22 protein-coding genes are annotated in these 21,449 nt (G+C 72.2%); 9 read left to right on the forward strand and 13 right to left on the reverse strand.

Annotated elements, in window-relative coordinates; translation table 11 throughout:
- Window positions 1–2: 2 nt before the first annotated feature.
- The 3 genes from boxB to ACIA8D_RS06740 are packed head-to-tail and all read left to right on the forward strand — an operon-like array spanning window position 3 to window position 3,883.
- Window positions 3–1,421 (forward strand): benzoyl-CoA 2,3-epoxidase subunit BoxB, encoded by a 1,419-nt coding sequence (gene boxB / locus ACIA8D_RS06730; RefSeq protein WP_399229356.1) that lies wholly within the window; start codon window positions 3–5, stop codon window positions 1,419–1,421.
- A 30-nt stretch (window positions 1,422–1,451) separates the two neighbouring features.
- Window positions 1,452–3,026, forward strand: coding sequence for a benzoate-CoA ligase family protein (locus ACIA8D_RS06735; RefSeq protein ID WP_399229358.1), 1,575 nt, complete (start codon window positions 1,452–1,454; stop codon window positions 3,024–3,026).
- Window positions 3,026–3,883 carry an amidohydrolase family protein gene (locus ACIA8D_RS06740; protein ID WP_399229360.1) on the forward strand — a complete coding sequence of 286 codons (858 nt, stop codon included), beginning with the start codon at window positions 3,026–3,028 and terminating at the stop codon, window positions 3,881–3,883. The genes ACIA8D_RS06735 and ACIA8D_RS06740 overlap by 1 nt, the downstream gene beginning before the upstream one ends.
- On the opposite strand, the gene ACIA8D_RS06745 is transcribed toward ACIA8D_RS06740, so the two are convergent.
- From ACIA8D_RS06745 to ACIA8D_RS06770, 6 genes are all read right to left on the reverse strand, one after another.
- Entirely contained in the window at window positions 3,867–4,694 is an 828-nt protein-coding gene (locus ACIA8D_RS06745) for a PaaX family transcriptional regulator C-terminal domain-containing protein (RefSeq protein WP_399229362.1), read from the reverse strand. The genes ACIA8D_RS06740 and ACIA8D_RS06745 overlap by 17 nt on opposite strands.
- A 135-nt stretch (window positions 4,695–4,829) precedes the next feature.
- On the reverse strand, window positions 4,830–5,627 hold the full coding sequence (locus ACIA8D_RS06750; RefSeq protein WP_399229364.1) for an ABC transporter permease subunit: 798 nt from the start codon (window positions 5,625–5,627) through the stop codon (window positions 4,830–4,832).
- Window positions 5,627–6,550, reverse strand: a complete 924-nt coding sequence (locus ACIA8D_RS06755; protein WP_399229366.1) for an ATP-binding cassette domain-containing protein — start codon at window positions 6,548–6,550, stop codon at window positions 5,627–5,629. Before ACIA8D_RS06755 ends, ACIA8D_RS06750 begins: the two co-directional genes overlap by 1 nt.
- A 76-nt stretch (window positions 6,551–6,626) precedes the next feature.
- Window positions 6,627–7,295 (reverse strand): response regulator, encoded by a 669-nt coding sequence (locus ACIA8D_RS06760; RefSeq protein WP_399229368.1) that lies wholly within the window; start codon window positions 7,293–7,295, stop codon window positions 6,627–6,629.
- Window positions 7,292–8,485: a sensor histidine kinase gene (locus ACIA8D_RS06765; protein WP_399229370.1), complete on the reverse strand. Its 1,194-nt coding sequence runs from the start codon at window positions 8,483–8,485 to the stop codon at window positions 7,292–7,294. The genes ACIA8D_RS06760 and ACIA8D_RS06765 overlap by 4 nt, the downstream gene beginning before the upstream one ends.
- Window positions 8,486–8,546: 61 nt before the next feature.
- Window positions 8,547–8,810: a GlsB/YeaQ/YmgE family stress response membrane protein gene (locus tag ACIA8D_RS06770; protein ID WP_399229373.1), complete on the reverse strand. Its 264-nt coding sequence runs from the start codon at window positions 8,808–8,810 to the stop codon at window positions 8,547–8,549.
- Between the two features lie 193 nt (window positions 8,811–9,003).
- On the opposite strand from ACIA8D_RS06770, the gene ACIA8D_RS06775 reads away from it, so the two are divergent.
- On the forward strand, window positions 9,004–10,584 hold the full coding sequence (locus ACIA8D_RS06775; RefSeq protein ID WP_399229375.1) for a carboxylesterase/lipase family protein: 1,581 nt from the start codon (window positions 9,004–9,006) through the stop codon (window positions 10,582–10,584).
- 9 nt (window positions 10,585–10,593) lie between these two features.
- Here ACIA8D_RS06775 and ACIA8D_RS06780 read toward each other — a convergent pair whose 3' ends face one another.
- Window positions 10,594–11,616: a hemolysin family protein gene (locus ACIA8D_RS06780; RefSeq protein ID WP_399229377.1), complete on the reverse strand. Its 1,023-nt coding sequence runs from the start codon at window positions 11,614–11,616 to the stop codon at window positions 10,594–10,596.
- Window positions 11,613–12,968 carry a hemolysin family protein gene (locus ACIA8D_RS06785; protein WP_399229675.1) on the reverse strand — a complete coding sequence of 452 codons (1,356 nt, stop codon included), beginning with the start codon at window positions 12,966–12,968 and terminating at the stop codon, window positions 11,613–11,615. The genes ACIA8D_RS06780 and ACIA8D_RS06785 overlap by 4 nt, the downstream gene beginning before the upstream one ends.
- A 278-nt stretch (window positions 12,969–13,246) precedes the next feature.
- On the opposite strand from ACIA8D_RS06785, the gene ACIA8D_RS06790 reads away from it, so the two are divergent.
- Both ACIA8D_RS06790 and ACIA8D_RS06795 read left to right on the forward strand, forming a co-directional pair.
- Window positions 13,247–13,678 (forward strand): BlaI/MecI/CopY family transcriptional regulator, encoded by a 432-nt coding sequence (locus ACIA8D_RS06790; protein ID WP_399229379.1) that lies wholly within the window; start codon window positions 13,247–13,249, stop codon window positions 13,676–13,678.
- Between the two features lie 3 nt (window positions 13,679–13,681).
- A complete protein-coding gene (locus tag ACIA8D_RS06795; RefSeq protein ID WP_399229380.1) occupies window positions 13,682–14,614 on the forward strand; it encodes a M56 family metallopeptidase in 933 nt (310 codons plus the stop codon).
- Window positions 14,615–14,636: 22 nt separating this feature from the next.
- On the opposite strand, the gene ACIA8D_RS06800 is transcribed toward ACIA8D_RS06795, so the two are convergent.
- Window positions 14,637–15,092: a tellurite resistance TerB family protein gene (locus ACIA8D_RS06800; protein WP_266724398.1), complete on the reverse strand. Its 456-nt coding sequence runs from the start codon at window positions 15,090–15,092 to the stop codon at window positions 14,637–14,639.
- 160 nt (window positions 15,093–15,252) lie between these two features.
- On the opposite strand from ACIA8D_RS06800, the gene ACIA8D_RS06805 reads away from it, so the two are divergent.
- Together ACIA8D_RS06805 and ACIA8D_RS06810 are read left to right on the forward strand one after the other, a co-directional pair.
- Complete coding sequence (locus ACIA8D_RS06805; RefSeq protein ID WP_399229382.1) at window positions 15,253–16,233, forward strand: sporulation protein; 981 nt, start codon at window positions 15,253–15,255, stop codon at window positions 16,231–16,233.
- A 2-nt stretch (window positions 16,234–16,235) separates the two neighbouring features.
- Complete coding sequence (locus tag ACIA8D_RS06810; protein WP_399229384.1) at window positions 16,236–16,469, forward strand: twin-arginine translocase TatA/TatE family subunit; 234 nt, start codon at window positions 16,236–16,238, stop codon at window positions 16,467–16,469.
- A 6-nt stretch (window positions 16,470–16,475) separates the two neighbouring features.
- Here the strand turns inward: ACIA8D_RS06810 and ACIA8D_RS06815 are convergent, their stop codons facing one another.
- Window positions 16,476–16,745 carry a hypothetical protein gene (locus ACIA8D_RS06815; protein WP_399229385.1) on the reverse strand — a complete coding sequence of 90 codons (270 nt, stop codon included), beginning with the start codon at window positions 16,743–16,745 and terminating at the stop codon, window positions 16,476–16,478.
- A complete protein-coding gene (locus ACIA8D_RS06820; protein ID WP_399229387.1) occupies window positions 16,742–17,560 on the reverse strand; it encodes a phytanoyl-CoA dioxygenase family protein in 819 nt (272 codons plus the stop codon). Before ACIA8D_RS06820 ends, ACIA8D_RS06815 begins: the two co-directional genes overlap by 4 nt.
- Window positions 17,561–17,630: 70 nt before the next feature.
- Here ACIA8D_RS06820 and ACIA8D_RS06825 point away from each other — a divergent pair, with 70 nt between their 5' ends.
- The gene (locus ACIA8D_RS06825) at window positions 17,631–18,419 is read left to right on the forward strand and encodes a helix-turn-helix domain-containing protein (protein WP_399229389.1); all 789 of its coding nucleotides are present in this window, start codon (window positions 17,631–17,633) and stop codon (window positions 18,417–18,419) included.
- Between the two features lie 119 nt (window positions 18,420–18,538).
- Here ACIA8D_RS06825 and ACIA8D_RS06830 read toward each other — a convergent pair whose 3' ends face one another.
- Together ACIA8D_RS06830 and ACIA8D_RS06835 are read right to left on the reverse strand one after the other, a co-directional pair.
- Window positions 18,539–19,783: a glycosyl hydrolase gene (locus ACIA8D_RS06830; protein ID WP_399229677.1), complete on the reverse strand. Its 1,245-nt coding sequence runs from the start codon at window positions 19,781–19,783 to the stop codon at window positions 18,539–18,541.
- Window positions 19,784–19,961: 178 nt separating this feature from the next.
- Window positions 19,962–21,437, reverse strand: a complete 1,476-nt coding sequence (locus ACIA8D_RS06835; protein WP_399229391.1) for an arylsulfatase — start codon at window positions 21,435–21,437, stop codon at window positions 19,962–19,964.
- Window positions 21,438–21,449: the final 12 nt, after the last annotated feature.

Genomic DNA, 21,449 nt, shown 5'->3' on the forward strand with positions numbered 1-21,449 from the left:
CGATGGCGCTCACCGCCGACTACACCGACAAGATCCCCAACAATGTGGACCTGCACGAGGACCGCCGGCTCCAGCGGGCCCTGGAGTCCTGGCAGCCCAACTTCCTCACCTGGTGGGACTCCATGGGCCCCACCCTTCCCACCGACGACGTGTATCTGCGCACGGCGGTCGACGTCGGCCGGGACGGCTGGGCGCGCTTCGGGCACGTGGCCATGCGCGACTACCGCTGGGGTGTCTTCCTCGCCGAGCCGAAGCCCGACCGCCGGATCGCCTTCGGCGCGCACCGCGGTGAGCCCGCGTGGCAGCAGGTGCCGGGCGAGTACCGGGCCGATCTCCAGCGCCTCATCGTCATCCAGGGCGACACCGAACCGGCCAGCGTCGAGCAGCAGCGCAACCTGGGTGCCACCGCGCCCAGCCTCTACGACCTGCGCAATCTCTTCCAGGTGAACGTGGAGGAGGGCAGGCACCTGTGGGCGATGGTGTATCTGCTGCACGCCCACTTCGGCCGGGAGGGCCGCGAGGAGGCCGAGGAGCTGCTGCACCGCAACTCCGGCAGCGACGAATCGCCGCGCATCCTGGGCGCGTTCAACGAGGAGACGCCCGACTGGCTGTCCTTCTTCATGTTCACGTACTTCACCGACCGCGACGGCAAGTACCAGTTGGGCACGCTCAAGGAGTCGGCCTTCGACCCGCTGTCGCGCACCTGTGAGTTCATGCTCAAGGAGGAGGCGCACCACATGTTCGTCGGCACCACCGGCATCGACCGGGTGGTGCTGCGCACGGCCGAGCTGATGCGCGAGCACGACACCGAGGACGTGACGGCCGCCGGTGGCATCCCGCTGGACGCCATCCAGAAGTACATCAACTTCCACTACTCGGTCTCGCTGGACCTCTTCGGCTCGGAGACGTCGACGAACGTCGCCAACTACTACACCTCGGGCCTCAAGGGCCGCTGGGGCGAGGAGCGCCGCAAGGACGACCACACCCTGACCGACGACTCGTTCCTGGTGGACGCGCTGGTCGAGGGCGCGGCCGGGCAGCGGGAGGTGGCGGCGCTCGTGGGCCTCAACACCGATCTGCGCCGCGAGTACATCCGCGACTGCCACAGCGGCCTGAACCGCTGGAACCGCCTGCTCGACGAGGCGGGGATCGACCGGCGGCTGTATCTGCCGCACATCGCGTTCAACCGGAAGGTCGGCGCCTTCGCCGCGGTCGAGACGGCCCCCGACGGCACGGTCCTCACCGCCAACGCGTGGCAGGACGGCAAGGGTGCCTGGCTGCCGACCGAGGTCGACAAGACGTACATCCGCTCGCTGATGCGTCCCGTGCACGAGCCGGGCCGGATCGCCTCGTGGATCGCGCCGCCGCGCCAGGGCATCAACGGCAAGCCGTTCGACTACGAGTACGTGCACCTCGCCTGACGACGCAGCCGACGATCCGGGGAGCCGACGATGAGCGAACCCTTCAACGCGTGCCGCTATCTGCTCGACCGCCGGCTCGACCACGGGGACGGCGCCCGCCTCGCGCTGACCGGTCCCGAGGGCGAGTTGAGCTACGCCGCGCTGCACGACCGGGTGTGCCGCACGGCGAACGGACTGCGCGCGATCGGGCTGCGGCCCGAACAGCGCGTGATGCTGTTCATGGCCGACTCCCCCGACTTCGTCACCGTCTTCCTCGCCGCGCTCCGCGTCGGTGCGATCCCGGTGCCGGTGTCGACCATGCTGCACGCGGGCGACCTCGCCGAGCTGCTGCGGGACGCGCGGGCCGCGTACCTGGCCGTCGGCTCCGCGTACGCGGCGGTGGCCGACAAGGCGGTGCCGGACGCGCCGGAGCTGCGGGGGCTGCTCGCGGGGGACGGTGTCACGTGCACGGGCACCCTCCCGGTGCACCGGCTGCGGGAGTTGGCCCGCGCCGACCCGGACCCCGAGGTGTACGCCACCACGGCCGACTCCCCCGGCTTCTGGCTCTACACCTCCGGCACCACGGGCACACCGAAGGCCGCGATGCACCGGCACGGCGCCGTCGCCGAGGTCTGCGAGACGTACGCGACCCGGGTCCTCGGCATCCGGCCGGGCGACCGGTGTCTGTCGGCGGCCAAGGCGTTCTTCGCGTACGGGATCGGCAACAGCGTGCTGTTCCCGCTCGCGGTGGGCGCGGCGGCGATCCTCGAACCGGCGCCCTCCCGCCCGGAGTTGCTCGCCGAGCGGGCCCGCGAGCACAGCGCAACGCTGTTCTTCGCCGGGCCGACGTTCTTCGCCCACATGCTCCGCGCCGAGCTGCCCGGCGACGCGCTCGCCGGTGTCAGACTCGCGGCCTCCGCGGGAGAGCCGCTGCCCGCCGCGCTCCAACTCCGCTGGAGCGAGCGCTTCGGTGTCGACATCATCGACGGCATCGGCATGACCGAGACCCTGCACATCTTCCTCTCCAACGCGCCCGGTGCGATCCGTCCGGGCACGACCGGCCGCCCGGTGCCCGGCTACGAGCTGCGCGTCCTCGACGACGAGGACCGTGAGACACCGACCGGGACACCGGGCACCCTGCATGTGCGCGGCCGCTCCGTCGCCACCGGCTACTGGTCCCGCTACGACGCCTCCCGCCAGGTGTTCCGCGGCGAGTGGCTGCGCACCGGAGACACCTACGTACGCGACGAGGACGGCTGCTTCACCTGTCTGGGCCGCACCGGCGACATGCTCAAGGCCGGTGGCATCTGGGTGTCCCCCGCCGAGGTCGAGGCCCGGCTGCTCGAACACCCCGCCGTCGCCCAGGCGGCGGTCGTCGCGGCGAGGGACACGGACGGCCTGGAGAAACCCGTCGCGTACGTCGTGACCACGCCGGGGCTGGACGCCACCGCGGCGGAACTCATCGCGCACTGCCGCGGTGGGCTGCCCTCGTTCAAACGGCCCCGGCACGTGCTGTTCACCGAGGCACTGCCGACGACCGCCACCGGCAAGATCCGCCGCGTGGAGCTGAGGGCCCGCGCGACCGGCGACCTGACCGCCTCCCGGGAACGGCACGAGGAGACCTGATGCTGGACGGCCACCCGCTGATCGACGTCCACCTGCACCCGGCACGCCTGTCCACGCTGAAACCCACGTACGAGGAGTGGACGCAGGGCGTCGCCGACCACGATCTCCTCGCCCGCGTGTACGACGGCGACACGGTGTCCCCCGAGGCGTTCCACCGTCACCTCGTCTCCGAGGGCGTCGACATCGCGCTCCTGCTGTCGGAGTACAGCCCGCGCACGACCGGCATCCAGCCGATCGAGGACCTGCTGCCGATCACGGCCTACGACCCGTCCAGGGCCAAGCCGATCGCCAACATCAACCCGCACCTGCACTACCCGATCGAGGAGGAGCTGCGGCGCCAGCTCGACCTGGGCGCGGTCGCCTGCAAGCTGCACCCCGTGCACGCGGGCGTCGCCGCCAACGACCGGCGCCTCTACCCGGCGTACGAGCTGTGCCAGTCGGCGGGCGTTCCGCTCGTCGTGCACTGCGGCACGAGCACGTTCCCAGGTGCGCTCAACAAGTACGCCGACCCGCTGTTCCTGGACGACGTGCTGCGCGACTTCCGGCACCTGGACGTGGCCCTTGCCCACGGCGGGCGCGGCTGGTGGTACGACGCGGCGGCCTTCATGGCGCTGTCCAACGAGCGGGTGTGGATCGAACTGTCGGGCCTGCCGCCGTCCCGGCTGCGCACCTACTACGGCAAGCACGACTGGGCCCGCCTCACCCGCCGCATGATCTTCGGCACCGACTGGCCGGGCGTCCCGGGCATCGCGCGCAACGCCCGCGCCGTCGCGGCGCTGTGTCCGGACGCGACGACCACGGGGCTGGTCCTGGCGGGCAACGCGGCGCAGGTGTACCGGCTCAAGCCGACGGTGTGACGTCGGCGGTCAGCCGGTCCCACGCGATCTGCGCCGTCGGGTGCCACCGCTCGTGGAGTTCGGTGAAGAGGTTCGCGGCGCGCACGCCGATCCAGTGCGGCGGCAGCAGCTCCAGCGGCAGCTGCGGGTCGAGGGCCGGGAAGCGGCGCCACGCGTCCACGAGCCGGACCTGCGCGAGCAGGGTGTCCGTGCCGGACTCGACCCGCATGCCGGCGAAGGAGTGGACGAACTCCGCGTACTCCTCGGCCAGATCGCCGAGCCGCCACGCCTGTTCCACCATGTCCCGCTCGGAGCCGATGCCCGCGAAGGGGCCGCAGAACGAGGACACCTCGGGCCCGAGCCCCAGCTCCTCCACCACCTGCTTGGCCTCCGCCTCGCGGGAGGTGTGCGGGCCCACCCACAGGCCCGGCGCGGGGCTGCCGAGACCCACCCACGTCAGCCGGGTGCGCAGCCGGTGGCGCAGTTCGCGCCTGGTCTCCGGGACGCTGACGAGCAGCACCAGCCAGCGGCCGTCCCAGCTCGACCGCGCCCGCCCGAAGGAGTAGATGCGCTCGGCGCCCTCGCTCAGCAGCGTCCTGCCGTGCTCGGTCAGCGCCCAGCGCACCCGCCGCCCGGACCGCTCGGCGGTGACGAGGCCACTCGCCGACAGCCGGTTCAGCGCCTGGCGGGCCGCCTTCTCCTCGACACCGAGCCCGTCGAGGACGCGCAACAGCGCCGAGGTCCACACGGGGGCGTCCCGCGGCAGCACGTACTCACCGAGCACGGTGAGCAGGAGAGAGCGCGCGCTCCCTGATCCGGTCGGCTTGGTCAATCCGGGCTCCTCCACTGGGCGTTGTGCCAGAGTAGCCGACTCCTGCGACAGCACGATGGCGTGGCGCCAGATGTACGTAGAGTGTCGAGGCCCCTCGCGTGGGCGTCGCCCCCCGGGTGCTCGGAGCGGGGCAGCTCACGCGTCGCGTCGGCGAAACGTCGCGAGGGCGAGGGCGAGCAGCACCGCGGTGTAGCCGGCGACCAGGGCGAGCGACGGCCAGGGGCCGAGGCTGCCGACGGCCTGCGCGCTCGCGTCCGAGGTCTGGGTCAGCTTTTCCAGGGCCGCGGTCGGCGACAGGCCGGCGATCCAGCGCTGGGCGTCGCCGAACAGCGGGCCGAAGAGCGAGGGCAGCAACAGCAGTCCGATCACGGTGGTGACAGCGCCCGCCGAGTGCCGCACCAGCGTGCCGATCGCGAGCCCGAGCAGCGCCGCCACCGCGAACGACGCGGCGATCCCGAACAGTGCGGGCCAGGGCTCGCCGGTGGCGTACTTGCCGTCGGGGAGCAGCGCGCCGCCGATGGCGAAGGCGAGGGTGCAGGAGAGCAGGGCGAGGCCGTACGTGACGAGCGCGAGGACCGCCGCCTTGGCGGCGAGGACCGTGGTGCGGCGGGGGTTGGCGGCGAGCGTGGTGCGGACGGTGCCACTGCTGTACTCGCCGGTGACGAGGAGCGCGCCGGTCACGGCGGCGAGCATCTGGGCGACGACGGTGAGGGTGAGGCTGCCACCGAGCACGGTGTCGTCGGTCTGGAGGCTGCCGCTCGCGGCCACGAACACGGCGCCCAGGACGGGCACGAGGGCCGTGGCGACGGTGGTCCACACGGTGGAGCGGACGCTGCGGAACTTGATCCACTCGTAGGCGATCTGTTCCGGCAGGGCGGCTCGCGGGGTGCGGGCGGCGGGTTCGGTCAGGAGGGTGTCCGTGGGGCTGCTCATCACAGGGCCTTCGCGGTCGTGGGGGTGGTGTACTCGGCCGAGGTGCGGGCGAGTTCCGTGTAGACGTCCTCCAACGAGGAGTGGGCGGGGGCGAGTTCGTGGACCGCGAGCCCGTGGTCGCGGGCCAGATCGCCGATCGTGGCCGCGTCCGGGCCCTCCACCCGCCAGCCGCCGCGCGGGTCGAGGCGGACGACGGCGTCCTTGGCCTCAAGGAGCGCCCGCAACTTCTCGGCCTCCGGGGCGCGGACGTAGGTGTGTGCGCGGGAGTGGGAGGCGATGAAGTCGTGGACGGTGGTGTCGGCGAGGAGCCGTCCCTTGCCGATCACGATGAGGTGGTCGGCGGTGAGTTCCATCTCGCTCATCAGGTGGCTGGAGAGGAAGACCGTGCGACCTTGCGCCGCAAGGGATTTCATCAGGTCGCGGATCCAGCGGATGCCCTCGGTGTCGAGCCCGTTGACCGGCTCGTCGAGGATGAGGATCTCCGGGTCGCCGATCAACGCGGCGGCGATGCCCAGCCGTTGCCCCATGCCGAGCGAGAACCCCTTGGTGCGTTTGCGGGCGGTGCCGGGCGGCAGGCCGACAAGGTCCAGGACCTCGTCGACGCGGCGGCGCGGCAGGCCGTTGCTCGCGGCCAGTCCGGCCAGGTGCTGGTGGGCGGTGCGGCCGCCGTGCACCCCCTTCGCGTCCAGCAGCGAGCCCACGGTGCGCAGGGGGGCGCGCAGCTCGCCGTACGGGCGGCCTGCCACGGTCACCCGTCCCCGGGTCGGGGCGTCCAGGCCGAGGACGAGCCGCATCGTGGTGGACTTGCCCGCGCCGTTGGGGCCGAGGAACCCGGTCACGCGGCCGGGCCGCACCGTGAAGGACAGCGCGTCGACGGCGGTCCTGTCCCCGTACCGCTTGGTCAGTTCGGTTGCTTCGATCATGCCTGCGACGCTACGGAGAGCGGACACGTCGGACATCCGCCGCCGGGAGTCGGCGGATACTCCCGCGGGAGTAGCCCTACCGCCCGCCGGGCCGCACGAGCCCCGTCTCGTACGCGAGAACGACCAGTTGCGCGCGGTCGCGGGCGCCGAGCTTGGTCATGGCGCGGCTGACATGCGTCTTCGCGGTCAGCGGGCTCATGATCAGTTCCTTGCCGATCTCCTCGTTGGCCAGGCCCGCCGCGACCAGGGCCATGACCTCGCGCTCCCGCTCGGTGAGCGGCGCGAGGCGTTCGGCGCCCGCTGCCTCGGGGGCCTTGAGGCGCGCGAACTCCTCGACCACCGAGCGGGTCACGGCGGGCGCCAGCAGGCTCTGCCCGGCCGCGACGGTACGGATCGCCTCGCGCAGTTCGTCCGGCTCCAGGTCCTTGATGAGAAAGCCCGCCGCCCCGTGCCGCAGCGCCTCGAAGACATAGGAGTCGACGCGGTACGTGGTGAGCATGACGACGCGGACATGGTCGAGGCCGCGGTCGGCGGCGATCCGGCGGGTGGCCTCGATGCCGTCGACGCCGGGCATGCGGATGTCCATGAGGACCACGTCGGGGCGGGTGGTGCGGACCGCCTCGACGGCCTGCGCGCCGTCCGCCGCCTCGGCGACCACGATCAGGTCGTCGGTGAGGTCGAGCAGCGCGCGAAAACCGGCCCGTACGACGGTCTGGTCGTCGGCGAGCACCACGCGCACGGTCATGGACGGTCCCCTTCGCCGGGTGTCGCGTCGGTCGGCAGCAGCGCCCGCACCCGGAAGCCGCCGTCGGCCCTGTGCCCGTAGTCGATGCTGCCACCGACCGCGCCGGCGCGCTCGCGCATGCCGATCAGTCCGAAGCCCGGCTCGCTGTCCCGGCCGGCGTGTCCCCTGCCGTCGTCGACGACCTCGACGCACAGGTGTCTCTCCTCGAGGGAGACCGAGACGGCCGTGTGTCGCGCGTCGGCGTGCTTCACCACGTTGGTCAGGGCTTCCTGCACGATCCGGTAGGCGGCGAGGTGGACCATGCGCGGGACGGCCGCGGGGTCCGGCACGTCCTGGCTCAGTGAGATCTCGGTGCCGCTGCCCGCGAAGGTGCTCACCAGCTCGGGGATCCGGTCGACTCCGGGCGCCGGGGCGATGCTCTCCGCGTCGGGTTCGCGCAGCACGGTGAGTGTGGCCCGCAGCTCGCGTACGGCCTCCTTGCCCGCTTCGCGCACGGTGCGCATCGACTCGCGGGCGACCTCGGGTCTGCGGTCGAGCGTGTCGAGGGCGACACCGGCCTGCACCGTCATGGCCGCCACGGTGTGCGCCACCACATCGTGGAGCTCACGGGCGATCCGGGTGCGCTCCTGCTGCACGCGGCGCGCCGCCTCCCGCTCCCGGTCGGCCTCCGCGCGCTCGGCCCGCGCCGCGTACTCGGCGAGCAACTCCCGCCGGGTACGCACCACTTCGCCCAGCAGCAGCGGGATCAGCGGCCACACCATCTCCAGGACGGGAAGCCCCTGCGGGTTGACGACGTCCTTGCCCACGGCCAGGGCGACCGCCCCGGACGCCGCGGCGGCGATCACCGCCACCCAGGCGGTGCACCGGCGGCTCCCCAGGACCGCGACCGTGTACAGCGCGAGGATCACCGGCAGGTTCAGCAACTCGCCGATGTGCCCGTACAGCGCCCAGCCCGCGCACGCGGCCCCGGTCACCGAGGCCACGGCGACCGGCCACCTCCTGCGCCACACCAACGCGCTCAGGGACACCGCGAGCAACGTCCAGGACACCCCGTCGGCCTGCCGGTACCCCGGCTCATTGACCGCCAGGTCGGCGCCGGTCAGCACCCCGACGACGGCCACACCCAGCAGGTCGAACCCCTGCGGCGGAAGCGCCCGCACGCGGGCCGGGAGGCGGTCGAAGGTCGTCACGATCTCACGTTAGGCGCCTCGTATCCGCCGCGCATACGCCCGTGGGAGCAGCCCCGACCGTTCAGCGCCGTCCCTTGAGCCTCTCCACACCCGCCACGCCGACGGCGGCGAGGCCGATCTGGATGGCGAGTTCGATCCAGTCGACGCCGTCGGTCTCCGCGACGTCGAAGGCGCCGGCGAGGCCGGTTCCGATGAGCGCCGCGACGATGCCGACCAGGAGCGTCCACAGGATGCCGATGCGCTGGCGGCCCGGAATCGCCAGGCGGCCGAGCACGCCGATCACGATGCCGATGACGATCGCGGTGAAGATGCCGGAGATCTCCATGCCTGTCTGCCTCTCCTCGATCCGACGATTCGACGTTTCGACACGGCTGTCGAATGTCGATGTACGTGTTCCCCGGCATGAGGGACGCAGTCCCGCCGACGACGGTTGAGCGCGGAAGGTGGCGCAGACCCCACCATGGGAACGGTGGCTGACCGGCTCCCGGCGCCGGTCACAACTCCCTATCGTCAGCGGCATGTTGAAAAGGGCAGCACACGTGGCCATCGCCGTCGCTCTCGCCTCCGGGGCCGTGGTGGCCACGGCCACCACGGGCGTCGCCGCCACCAAGGACCCGACCGTACGGACCGACAAGGGGCTCGTGCGCGGTGCGGCCGACGCCTCCGTCCGCACCTTCGAGGGCATCCCCTACGCCGCCCCGCCCGTGGGCGAACTCAGATGGGCCCCGACCGCTCCGGCGTCCCGGTGGCGCGGCGTCCGGGACGCCACGCGGCCGGGCCCCGCCTGCCCGCAGACCGGACTCGTCCCGCCCGCGGGGCCGCACTCGGACACGGAGGACTGTCTGACCCTGAATGTGACGTCCCCCGCCGGGAGTTCACCGCGCCCGCGGCCCGTCATGGTCTATCTGCACGGCGGGGACCACACCGACGGCGAGGGCGCGATGAACGGTGCCGCGCGGCTCGCCGCCCGGGGCGGAGTCGTCGTCGTGACCGTCAACTACCGCCTTGGGGCGCTGGGTTACCTCGCCCACCCCGACCTGGAGGAGAAGGGCGCCGAGTCCGGCAACTACGGGTTCCTCGACCAGCAGGCCGCCCTGCGGTGGGTGCAGCGCAACGCGGCCGCGTTCGGCGGCGATCCCGACAACGTCACCCTCTTCGGCCAGTCCGCCGGAGCCACCAGCACGTGCGCCCACCTCGTCGCCCCCACCTCGGCGGGCCTCTTCGACCGGGCGATCCTGCAGAGCGGCGCGTGCACACGGGACGAGGCGACGACGACGCGGTCCGACGCGCTGCGGCAGGGCGAGGTGACGGCAAAGGACATCGAGAAGACGCAGCACATCGACGACTGGCGCACCGCGACCCCCGACCAGCTGGTGCACCCCTTCGGCACCGGGCCGCACTACGGACCCGTGTACGGCGGCACGCTGCTGCCCCGCACACCCCGACAGGCCTTCGCCGACGGCCGGTTCAACAAGGTTCCCGTGCTGCAGGGCAGCACCCGCGACGAGGCCCTCGCCGCCGTCTACGGCATGGAGCTGGCCAAGCGGCAGCGCACCGGCGACCCGGACGCCACCCTCGACGAGAGCGACTACCGCACCCAGCTGGAGGCCACCTTCGGCGAGGAGAAGGCCGAGGCGGTCGCCGCCGAGTACCCCGTCGCCGGGCACGCCGGCTCCCCGGCACTCGCCCTCGGTGCGGCGCTCACCGACGGCGACCACGGCCGCGCCACGGTCGCCACCGGGCAGGCCCTGTCTCGCCATGTCCCCACGTACACCTACGAGTTCGCCGACGACCCCACGCCCTGGTACAGCGATCCGGCCTACGCCGAGCCCTCGTTCCCGGCCGGCGCCATGCACACCTTCGACCTTCCCTACCTCTTCGAGCTCTCAGCCCACCGGCCGCTCGACGCGCGGCAGCGGGCGCTGTCCGCCGCGGTGATCGACATCTGGACGGACTTCGCCCGCACCGGCAGAGCCCCGTGGAAGCGCACCACCCCGTCGGCGCTCAACGCCCGGGCGCTCGCCTCGGGCCCTGGCGGCATCCGGTCCGTCGACTACGCGAAGGAGCACCACGACGCCTTCTGGAAGTCGCTCGGCTGACCGGGCCGCTCAGGCCGCCGCCTGCGGGTGGGTGAGCCGGGCCAGGAGGTCGTCGAGGGCGACGAGCCCGGTCAGGCGGCCGGTGTCGTCGCGCACGACGGCGAGCGAGGCCCGGCGGTGGCGGAGCTGTTCGATGGCCTGGCCGACCGTGTCGGTCGTCAGCAGCTCCGGCACCGGTCGCGCCAGGTCGCCCGCGGTGGCGGCACGCCCCCGGCTGCGGGCGATCAGCGCGTCGCGGGCGTGCACGGAGCCGACGATCCGGTCCCCCGCCCGTACGAGGAGGCGGCTGCGGTCGCGGGCCGCGGCGGTGGCGAGGATCGCGTCGAGGTCCGCGTCCGCCGCGACGGAGGTGATCCGTGCGGCGGGCGTCTGGAGGTCGCCGACCGGAGTGAGCGGTTCGACCAGCGAGCTGGTGATCAGCTCCGAGTCGTCCTTGCTGATCAGGCCGAGCCGCTCGGACTCCACGACGAGGTGGGTGAGCTGCTCCCGGTTGTGGACCTCGGCGAGTTCGTCGCGCGGGGTGACCCGGCACATCCGGACCAGCGCGTTGCTGACCTTGTTGAGGACCCAGATGAGGGGGCGGACCGCCTTGACCGCGGCGCGGAACGGTGGTGCGAGGAGCATCGCCGAGCGCTCGGGGTGGGCGATCGCCCAGGACTTGGGCGCCATCTCGCCGACGACCATGTGCAGGAACACGACGACGATCATCGCGAAGGCGAAGGAGACGCCGTAGCTGAGTCCGCTGGGCAGTCCCCAACCGTGCAGCAGCGGGTCCAGCTCGTGCGAGATCGCCGGCTTGGAGATGGAGCCGAGGCCCAGCGTGCAGATGGTGATGCCGAGCTGGGCGCCCGCGAGCATCAGCGACAGCTCGCGCATCCCGGCGAGCGCCGCCTTGGCGCCGCGCGCGCCGGACGCGACCGCCTGCTCCATGCGGTGCCGTTTCGCGGCGACGAGGGCGAACTCGGCGGCCACGAAGAATCCGCTGCCGATCAGGAGGAGGAGCGTGACGAAGAGGGCCATCGGGAAGCTCATGAGCGCGACTCCTCCTCGGTGTCGGCGGATGCGAGGGCGGGTTCGACGGTCAGGTGGACGAGTTCGGGTACGTGGCGGTCGAGGGTGCGGACGTCGATGACGGCGTGCTCGCCGTCGCCCGCCAGGTCGACCGTGACCCGGTCGCCGATCGCGGGGAAGCGGCCGAGGCGGTCCACGATCAGGCCGGCCACGGTGTCGTAGTCCTCCTCCTCGGGCAGCTCGACGCCCGTGGCCTCGGCGATCTCGTCGATGCGGCGGCCCGCGTCGACCACCCAGCCGGTGCCGTCCGGATCCTGGACCGCCAGCTGGGTCTCGCGGTCGGTCTCGTCGGCGATGTCACCGACCAGTTCCTCCGCGATGTCCTCGTACGTGACGACGCCCGCGACGCCGCCGTGCTCATCGAGGACGACCGCGAACTCGTCGTCGGCCTCCCGCATCCGGTCGACAGCGGCGGGGAGCTGGAGCGTGTCCGGCAGCAGGAGGGGCCGGCGGGCCAGGGTCCCGGCCGGGGCGCTCGCGTACGCCGACTGCTGAAGGCGCATCAGTTCGCGTACGCCGAGGACGCCCGTGACGTCGTCGGGGTGGTCGCCCATGACCGGGTAGTTCGAGTGGCCGTGCTTGGCGATCAGCTCGATGGCGTCGGCGGCCGTGGCCTCCTTACGGACGAAGACCGCGTCGGCACGCGGCACCATCACCTGGTCCAGCGTCCGCTCGTTGAACTCCAGGGCGTGGTCGAGGAGGGTGGCGGTCTCGCGGGGCAGCTCGCCCTGCTGATGGGACTCGCCGATGAGATGGCTGAGTTCCTCCAGCGTGGCGCCGTGGTGCAGCTCCTCGACGGGTTCGATGCCGACCTTGCGCAACAGTTTGTTGGCGGCGCTGTCGAAGAGGCGCACGACGGGGCCGACGACCTTCAGGTAGCCGAGTGTGGACCCGGCGAGGGACTTGGCCAGGCGTTCGGGGACGGCGAGCGCGAGGTTCTTCGGGGCCAGCTCGCCCAGCACCATCTGTACGACGGTGGCCAGGACGAACGCCAGGACCACCGAGATGCCCGTCACCGCGGCGGCCGGGATGCCGATGCCCTCCAGGGCCGGGCGCAGCAGGGTCGAGACGGACGGTTCGGCGAGGAAGCCGACGACCAGGCCGGTGACCGTGATACCGAGCTGGGCGCCGGACAGCATGAAGGACAGCCGCTCCAGGACCTTGAGGGCCTTGGCCGCCTTCTTGTCGCCCGCCTCTGCGGCGCGGGCGAGCGCGAGCCGGTCCGCCGCGACGTACGCGAATTCCTGGGCCACGAAATAGCCGGTCCCCGCGGTCAGTACGAGGACCGCGAGGAGGCCGAGCACAGCACTCAGCATGTGCCACCACCTCGCCGCGTGCCGTGCTCACCGATCAGGGGGCGGGGTGGTCGGGGACTGTGCCCCGCTGAGTCCGTCGGTCTGGCGGACAACCGGCTGCTCCTTCGCGTTTTGCTTTCTCTTTGCCTTCGCTGTGACAACGCCCGGCGCGGCGCCGCCGTTCCCGACCACTCTCCGTCGGGGCCGTGCACGGCGCCACCGCACCTCCCATCGGGCCCCCGGGGGCGACCAGGGATGATGGACTGGCCCCCGCACCCAGCCACCAGGAGGAGCCGGTGACGACGTCCCGCCACAGCACCCCACGACGCGCCCAGGGCGAGCTGGAGGCCCAGGTCCTGGCCGCGCTGCGCACGGCCGATGCGCCGGTGAGCGCCGGGTGGGTGCGCGACCGGATGGACGGCGACCTCGCGTACACCACCGTGGTGACGATCCTGGCGCGGTTGCAGGCCAAGGACGCGGTCACCCGGCGGCGCGAGGGGCGCTCGTTCGTGTGGACGCCCATGGCCGACGAGGCCGGGCTCGCCGCGTTCAAGATGCGCAAGGTGCTGGATGGCGAGGCGGACCGGGAGGCCGTCCTGGCCAGCTTCGTCACCTCGCTGCCCGAGGGCGACGAGCAACTGCTGCGGGACCTGCTGCGGCGCGCGGAAGCCGACGAGGGCGCGGCGGACGAGGGCGCGAGGGCCGACGACGAGGAAGGCACGGACTGAGCCGTGGGCATCTTCGTCTTCCTGCCGCTCGTGCTGCCGCTGACGGCCTGGCCGGTGGCCCGGCTGGCCACCCACCGGCTGCATCCGCGCACCGCGACCCGGCTCCTGACCTGCGTGACCGCCGTGATGGCGGTGTGCAGCACGGTGTGCCTGGCCCTCCTGATGGTGGTCGGCACCGCGCAGCTGCCGGGTAATCCGCTGCCGGACGGCTGGTCGGATCCGGAAGTGCGGGCCGCGGTGCCGCAGGACGAGATCGCGGGCAAGGCGGCCATTCCGGCGCTGCTCGCCGTCGTCACCACCTGCGCCCGCACGCTCTCGCGCCACTTCACGCTGCGCCGCCGCGCCCACGCCGCGCTCGCGGGACTGCCCGCCACACAGGTCGCGGTGCTGCCCGACCCGCAGGCGTACGCGTACGCGCTGCCCGGTGGCGGGCGCGGCCGGGTCGTCGTCAGCACCGCGCTGCTCGACCGGCTCGCGCCCGCGGAGCGGCGGGCCCTGTTCGCCCACGAGCGGGCCCATCTGACGGGCCGCCACCACCGCCTGCTGCTGACCGTGCGCCTGGCCGCCCGCGCCAACCCGTTTCTGCGCCCGCTGAGTTCGGCCGTCGCCTTCACGGCCGAGCGGTGGGCCGACGAGGAGGCGGCCGTGCTCGTGGGTGACCGCAAGGTGGTCGCGCGGGCCATCGGCAAGGCGGCCCTGTCGCCCGGCGGGGCGAGCCAGCCGGTCTTCGCGGCGTTCGCCGCTCCCGGTCCGCTGCCCCGCCGCGTCGCCGCGCTGCTCGCGCCGCCGCCCGGGGTGCAGGGCCGGGCCACGGCGTTCACGTCCGTCGGCCTCGCGACGTGGACGGCGGGGTTCGGCGCGGCGGCCTCCGCCATGTCGTCCGCCAACTCCGCACTCACCCTGGCGGCCACGCTGCACGCGGCGACCCCGCTCTGAGCGACACATGGACCCGGGCTTTCTAGAGGTCGAACTCGGTCGGTGCCAGGCCGAGCATCTGGCAGGCCTCGCGCACGACGCCCCGCTCGGTCGGGTCGAAGTCGCCGTCCGCGCCGCCGATGACGATGCCGATCTGGATCACGGCGCGCGCCTCGGCCTCCTTCTTCTTCGCCTTGGCGACCTCCTGCAACACGCTGACCTTGCCGAAGTCGAAGTCGGCCGTCAGCTTGTCGAGGTTGGCCTCGAAGCGCTTCTGAAGGTCCGTGGCGTCGAAGTTCTGAAGCACCTCATTGCTCATGATGAGCTGCGCGACGCGGCGCCGCTCCGAGGCGTCGATGGTGCCGTCGGCCGCCGCCACCAGCGCGCACATCGCCATGGACGCGTCCCGGAACGCCCCGGACTTCAAGTCGTTCTTCTTCGCCACCAACTGCGTCTGCATGGTCGACGCGGATTCCTTGATGCGGTCCCACAGGGCCACGGGTGCTCCTCAGATCGTGAACTCGTACGGCGCTGTTCGCGCGCCCTTACTTCTACAGCACTGTAGAAACTGGCGAAGCTCCGGGAAAGTTCCGCCCCACCTCTATACTTCTACACGCCTGTAGAACACGTCTCGCGCTCACAAGGGAGTTCACCCCCCGATGGTGTTCAAACGACTGCTCGGCTCGCTCGGCGTGGGCGGGCCCACCGTCGACACGGTCCTCCCCGACTGGACCACCGCCCCCGGCGGCACCGTCTCCGGCCAGATCCACCTCAAGGGCGGCAGCGGCGACTTCGAGATCGAGCACATCACCCTGGAACTCGTCGCCCATGTCGAGGCGGAGACCTCCGAGGATGCGGCGGGCGAGGGCCACGGCACCGTGGCGTTCGACCGGTTCGTGGTCGGCGGCGGCTTCCGGCTCGTCGCCGGCGCCGAGTACAGCGTGCCGTTCACGGTGACGCTGCCGTGGGAGACGCCGATCACCGAGCTGTACGGGCAGCCGCTCGGCATCGCCCTCGGCGTCCGCACCGAACTCTCGGTCGCCGGCGCCAAGGGCAAGGGGGACCTCGACCGGCTCGCCGTCGGGCCGCTCCCCGTACAGGAGGCGATCCTTGAGGCCTTCGGGCAGCTCGGGTTCGGCTTCACGTCCGCGGACCTGGAGTACGGGCACATCGGCGGCACCGGTCAGCGGCTCCCCTTCTACCAGGAGATCGAGTTGGCGCCCTCGCCCCAGTACGCGCACGCCGTCAAGGAGATCGAACTGACCTTCCTCGCCGCACCGGGCGGCATGGAGGTGGTCCTCGAGGCCGACAAGCACGGCGGCCTCCTCTCCGGCGGCCACGACGCACTCACCCGCTTCACCGTGGCGCACGAGGACGCCGGACGTCCGGACTGGAACGCGGTCGTCGACGGCTGGGTACGGGAGTTGGTCGAGCACCACTCCGCCTACGGGCCGGGCGCCTCGTACGGGCATGATGGCGGGCACCGCTCGGGGCCCGGCGTGGGAACGGCCGTGGCGGTCGGCGCGGCCGGGCTCGCGGTCGGTGTGGTGGGCGGCATGGTGGCCGCCGAAGTCGTCGACGAGGTCGGGGACTTCTTCGAGGGTGACGACGAAGGCGACGACGAGGGCGGCGAGGACTGACCATGTTCGGACTCAGTGAACTCGCCATCGTGCTGATCGTGATCGCGGTCGTGATCGGTGTGAAGAAGCTGCCGGAGCTGACCCGCAGCGCGGGCAAATCGGCCCGCATCCTCAAGGCCGAGGCGCGGGCCATGAAGGAGCAGGACGACGAGCATCAGCCGCCGCCGCGCGTCATCCAGGGCGAGACGGTGACCCCGCCCCCGCGGGAGCCGGGGCAGGAGTCACCCAAGCAGTAGCCCGCCTCAGGGCGTCGGTTGCAGCTTCTCGAAGAAGAACTCGTGCTTCAGGTACGACGTGTCGTATTCGTGGCCCGGATGCGGCGGGAGCAACTGCGCGGCCTGGAACAGCCGCCAGCCGTCGAGGAGGGCTTCGAGGCCCGTCTCGTACGGCGGCTCGTCGCTGTCGCCCGTGGTGTGGTCGGTGGTCCCGGTGCCGTCGTAGCGGGCCCAGCCGACCACCTTCGCGTCGAGCGCCGAGTTGGCGAGGTAGAGGACGAGTACCTGCTGTCTCATGTGTGGCTCCCGAGGGTGGGACGGTTGGAGACCCGGGTCACCCAGTGGTCGAGGTCGAAGGTGTCGTCGCCGGTCAGGGCGCGCCACAGCCGGATCCGGTTGTGGATCTCCAGGCGTCCGGTGGCGTGCTCGTACCAGGGGAAGACGTGCCGGAGTTCGTCGCCGACCGCCGGGTCGTCGAGGTCCGAGGTGTCCCACAGGCGCACCTGCGGCACCGTCGGATTGAACCGGATCTTGAACATGTAGCGCCGGATGTCGCTGTCGTTGCGGCGCCCGCCGTGCCAGATGCCGTGGTGCATCAGGAGGACGGTGCCGGCGGGGCAGGTGAGCCGGTTCTGGCCGCGCAGGTTCTGGTAGCGGCCGGTGTCGGTTTCGTTGATGTGTCTCAGATGGCTGCCCGGCACGCTCAGGGTGCCGCCCATGTCGAGCGTCACGTCCTGCGGGTAGTACATGAGTTGGACGTCGAAGGCGTCAGGGCGCACATCGATGATCGCGTCTGCGTGGAGCGGTTGTGCGGTGCCCTCGCGGGCCTCGCGCACATGCACGGCGTGGTGGTCGACTTCCGGGTCCGGGCCGACGAGGCTGCGCAACGCGCCCACCACGGCGGGCAGTTCGAGGAGCCGACGGGCGAAGGAGCCCTCCGGGTAGGCCTTCGGGACGGGCGTGCCGTACGGCGGGGCGGGAATTCCGGCCTCGAAGACGTCGACGGCTTGTCGGTTCAACTCCTCGGGCACGACCGCGTCGAGGCGGAGCGAGCCGTGGGCGACGAAGCGCGCCATCTGTACGGAGCTCAGCAGCTGCTCACTGGTTGGCATGAGGCAAACGTAGACAGCCGATGTCCCCGCGTCGTGGGCTGTATCGGGCCTCTCCTGGTAATTTCCCGGCATGGCCGAGAGCGTCGCACTGCCGTTGGACGAGCCGCCCCACGTGGTCAGCGCGGGCGTCGGCGTCCACGGCGGGCAGGGATTGCGCGAGTCCTTCCGGCTGCCCGACCTGTGGCAGCTGCACCTCTACAGCTACGCGGGCGAGCTGACCCTCGACGGGCACCACCACCCGATCCGGCCGGGACACATCAGCCTGATCCGGCCGGACACCGAGGCCCATTTCCGTTACGCGTCGCGGCGCAGCGAGCATCTGTACGCGCACTTCCGGCTGCCCGGCCGCGACCCGCAGGCGCTGCGCCGCGTGCCGGTGATGCAGGACGCCGGAGCGCAGGCGGCGCTGCTCGGCGCGTTGCTGGGGAGCGCGGTGGCGGCCATGCCGACGGCGCGGGCCCGGGCCTGCGCCGAGGTGTGGACAGTGCTGTGGCACACCACCCACCTGGGCACGCCGGAACGGGCCGGGCGCCCGCATCCGGCGCTCGCGGCGGCGACGGAGTACGTCGAGAGGTCCCTCGCGACGCCGCTCACGGTGCCGGGGATCGCTGCCGCGGCGGGCGTCTCCCCCGGCCATCTGACGCGGCTGTTCCGCGCCGGGACGGGAGACACCGTGGTGGCCTGGATCCGCAGGCGCCGGATGGAACGCGCCCGGCACCTGTTGCAGTCCTCGACGCTCGCGATCAGCGCGGTCGCGGCAACGGTGGGCATCCCGGACCTACAGGCGTTCAACAAGACGTGCCGCAGGGAGCTCGGCGCGTCCCCGCGCGAGGTGCGGGGGCGTCGCCCGGCGGTGTGAACGCCATGTCGAATCTCCCTGTACGGGCGAGGTGTTGACGTCCGGCAGCCAAGGGCTCAGGTCCCGGCCGAAGGACGCGGCCCAGGCGTCGTCGGGCCGGTCGGGGGTACGCGAGGTGGTCATGGGGTGGCCTCCGGGACGACCGTGTTCACGGCCTGGTAGACGGCCCGCTCCCCGCCTTCGGGGACACGGTGCAGTGCGGTGATGCCGCGCGCGGCCAGGGCGGTGGGGTCGGTGGCCGAGGAGAGGACGAGCGCGGGCCGGGTGCCGGTGCTCGCCAGGCGCATCCAGGTGTCGAAGACGGCTCCCCCGGGGCCGAGCGACCCGCGTGCCACGGGTGTGTCCGCGTCGTCGACGTCGATCACGACGGCCGCAGGACGCTCGGGCACGGCCGGGGGCGCGGCCCGCAGTTCGGCGGCGACCTCCGCGAAGCGGCGGCCGGTCGGCTTGGGGCGGCGCCGGGAGTCGACCAGGCCGAGGGTGTACTCGAGTTCGGGGAAGTCGCCGAAGCGGCGCGGCACGTCGTGCGAGCACCACCAGGTGACACCCCACAGGTTCGCGGTCGTCGCGGCGGAGCGGACCGTGGCCTCAAGGAAGCCGGGGGCCTCGTCGGCGGTCATGCAGTTGAGGGGCGCGCCCACTTCCTGAAGCCAGATGGGCCGGTCCCGGTCGGTGACGAAGGCGCGGGACAGCTCGATCAGGTACTCGGCGTGGTGGTCGGTCTCGAAGGAGCGGCTGCCGTAGCGCTGCGCGGTGCCGTTGAACACCCAGGAGTGGATGGACGTGAGGGCCCCGGCGCGGCTGGCGTGGGCCGGGGTGAAGGGGTGGCCGTCGAGGTACCAGACGGCGTCGTAAGCGCTGTGCAGGTGTTCCTTGCCGGGGGCGGCCGTCCCGGCGGCGAGGAGGGTGTCGAGCCAGGAGGTGATCTGGCGGGCGTCGGCGCGCATGGGGCTGGGGTGCGGGTCGCCGGAGAACTGGTTGAGTTCGTTGCCGAGGGTCAGGCCGAGGAAGTTCGGCCGGTCGGCGAGCCCTTCGGCCAGACTGCGCACGAGGAGTGCCTGCCCGGCGACGGCGTCCGCGTCGGTGAACATGTTGCGGCGGTGCCAGGTGTCGAGCCAGGCGGGCACGAAGTCGAAGCTGGACAGGTGTCCCTGGAGCGCGTCGACGGAGGCGTCGAGGCCGAACTCGGCCGCCGTGTCGACCACGGCGCGGACGTCCTCGACCGCCTGCGGGCGCACCCAGGTGCGATTGGGCTGGAGCTGCGGCCACAGCGGCATGAGGCGCACATGGTCGAGGCCGAGTGCGGCCAGGCCCTCGAAGTCGCCGCGCACCTCGTCGAGGTCGAGCCGCATCCAGGAGAACATCCACGACTGGGACGGGGTGTAGTTGGCGCCGAAACGCAGGCCGCGGTGCGCGTGGTTGCTCAACGTGCGGGGTTCCTTCGGTCGAGTGGGGGTTCTGGTGCTGCCGGCCTCGTGGTCAGAGACGGCCGAGCGCGGCGGGGCCCGGACCACTTCGGCCTACCGTGGCCCGAGCGGAAAACTAAGGCGCTTTGGCCTCGATGCGTTCGCGGGTGGGGCGCAGGACGGCCACCACGGGGCGGCCGGTGACGAGGCGGTCGTCCTCGACGAAGCCCTCCTCCCGTCCGGTCAGGGCCCGGACCAGGTGTCCGCGCCAGGTGTGCAGCAGGTCCCGTGCCGCCGGATCGCCCGCCAGGTTGTGCTCTTCGTGCGGGTCGGCGGTGAGGTCGAAGAGCTGCTCGTGTCCTTCGCCCGACATCCACAGGTACTTGGTGTGTCCGTCGGTCACCCATTGCAGGGACTGGTCGAGCAGTACGTGCTCGCCGTGCAGCACCGGCCGCCAGTCGTCCGGCTGTTCGCCGCGCAGCAGCGGCGCGAGGCTGCGTCCGTCGCAGGTGTCGGGGACGGGGAGCCCGGCCAGGTCGAGGAGGGTCGGCATGATGTCGCGCAGCTCGACGACCTCGTCGGCGACGTTCCCGGCCGCGTACCCGTCGGGCAGTGCGCCGAACAGCAGGGGGACGCGGGCCGAGCCCTCGTAGCCGTATCCCTTGCGTAGGAGGTGGTGTTCGCCGAGCATCTCGCCGTGGTCGGAGGTGAACGCGATGACCGTGTCGTCGCGCAGGCCGAAGTCCTCCAGGGCCGTGCGGATGCGATGGATCTGGAGGTCGATGTGGGCCATGTGCCCGTAGTAGCCGGCCCGTGCGCGGTGCAGGGTCCGGGCGTCGGTGCGGCCGGCGAAGGCCTCGTGGTCGCCGTCCTTGCGGTGGGCGGCGAAATCGTCCGCCCAGTCGCCCACCACCGGTTCGTACGGCGGGAGTTGGAGGTACTCGTCGAAGGCCCACCGCGGCGGGTCGTACGGCGGGTGCGGCCGGTGGAAGGACAGGTACAGGAAGAACGGCCGTGAGGGGTCGCGCCGGTACAACCACTCGCTGGTCTGGCTGGCGATCCAGTTCGTCGGGTGCAGATGTTCCGCCTTGTCCCAGGGGCGGGCGACGACGGAGTTGCAGCCCGCGCCGTGGTCGCCGTACTCGGCGTCGGGGCTCATGCCGGGCTGGCGGCGCAGCCAGGGCACGTAGTCGTCGAAGAAGGCGAAGTCGCGGCGGTGTTCGCGGCGGGCGTGGTGGAGGAAGCCGTCGTGCAGGACGACGTCGTCGAAGCCCGCGCGGGCCCGCTCGGGCCACACGTGCATCTTGCCGATGGCCTGTGTCTGGTAGCCGCCGCGGCGCAGCTCGCTCGCGAGGGTGACCGGGTGGGCCGTCTCGAAGGGCACCCCCTCGACGTAGCCGACGCGGCCGTGGCGCTCCTGGGACTGGCCGGTGAACAGGGCGGCGCGGGCGGGGATGCAGGTGGGGGTGGCGGAGTAGGCGGAGGTGAACCGCGTGCCGGAGGCAGCCAGTTGGTCGAGGTGCGGGGTGCGTACGTGGGGGTGTCCCGCGGCGGACAGGCAGTCGCCGCGCCACTGGTCGACGCAGATGAGGACGAGGTTCGGTGCGGACACGGGCGTCGCCTT

Source organism: Streptomyces sp. NPDC051684 (assembly GCF_044453445.1).
In the GTDB taxonomy this organism is placed as follows: domain Bacteria; phylum Actinomycetota; class Actinomycetes; order Streptomycetales; family Streptomycetaceae; genus Streptomyces.

Excerpts from the sequence above, each read along its gene's own strand:
- ACIA8D_RS06775 (WP_399229375.1), top strand. The coding sequence starts at position 9,004 with ATGTTGAAAAGGGCAGCACACGTGGCCATCGCCGTCGCTCTCGCCTCC.
- ACIA8D_RS06780 (WP_399229377.1), bottom strand. The coding sequence starts at position 11,616 with ATGAGCTTCCCGATGGCCCTCTTCGTCACGCTCCTCCTCCTGATCGGC.
- ACIA8D_RS06825 (WP_399229389.1), top strand. The coding sequence starts at position 17,631 with ATGGCCGAGAGCGTCGCACTGCCGTTGGACGAGCCGCCCCACGTGGTC.
- ACIA8D_RS06755 (WP_399229366.1), bottom strand. The coding sequence starts at position 6,550 with ATGATCGAAGCAACCGAACTGACCAAGCGGTACGGGGACAGGACCGCC.
- ACIA8D_RS06770 (WP_399229373.1), bottom strand. The coding sequence starts at position 8,810 with ATGGAGATCTCCGGCATCTTCACCGCGATCGTCATCGGCATCGTGATC.
- ACIA8D_RS06805 (WP_399229382.1), top strand. The coding sequence starts at position 15,253 with ATGGTGTTCAAACGACTGCTCGGCTCGCTCGGCGTGGGCGGGCCCACC.
- ACIA8D_RS06815 (WP_399229385.1), bottom strand. The coding sequence starts at position 16,745 with ATGAGACAGCAGGTACTCGTCCTCTACCTCGCCAACTCGGCGCTCGAC.
- ACIA8D_RS06820 (WP_399229387.1), bottom strand. The coding sequence starts at position 17,560 with ATGCCAACCAGTGAGCAGCTGCTGAGCTCCGTACAGATGGCGCGCTTC.
- ACIA8D_RS06740 (WP_399229360.1), top strand. The coding sequence starts at position 3,026 with ATGCTGGACGGCCACCCGCTGATCGACGTCCACCTGCACCCGGCACGC.
- ACIA8D_RS06750 (WP_399229364.1), bottom strand. The coding sequence starts at position 5,627 with ATGAGCAGCCCCACGGACACCCTCCTGACCGAACCCGCCGCCCGCACC.
- ACIA8D_RS06760 (WP_399229368.1), bottom strand. The coding sequence starts at position 7,295 with ATGACCGTGCGCGTGGTGCTCGCCGACGACCAGACCGTCGTACGGGCC.
- ACIA8D_RS06810 (WP_399229384.1), top strand. The coding sequence starts at position 16,236 with ATGTTCGGACTCAGTGAACTCGCCATCGTGCTGATCGTGATCGCGGTC.
- ACIA8D_RS06735 (WP_399229358.1), top strand. The coding sequence starts at position 1,452 with ATGAGCGAACCCTTCAACGCGTGCCGCTATCTGCTCGACCGCCGGCTC.
- ACIA8D_RS06830 (WP_399229677.1), bottom strand. The coding sequence starts at position 19,783 with ATGTTCTCCTGGATGCGGCTCGACCTCGACGAGGTGCGCGGCGACTTC.
- boxB (WP_399229356.1), top strand. The coding sequence starts at position 3 with ATGGCGCTCACCGCCGACTACACCGACAAGATCCCCAACAATGTGGAC.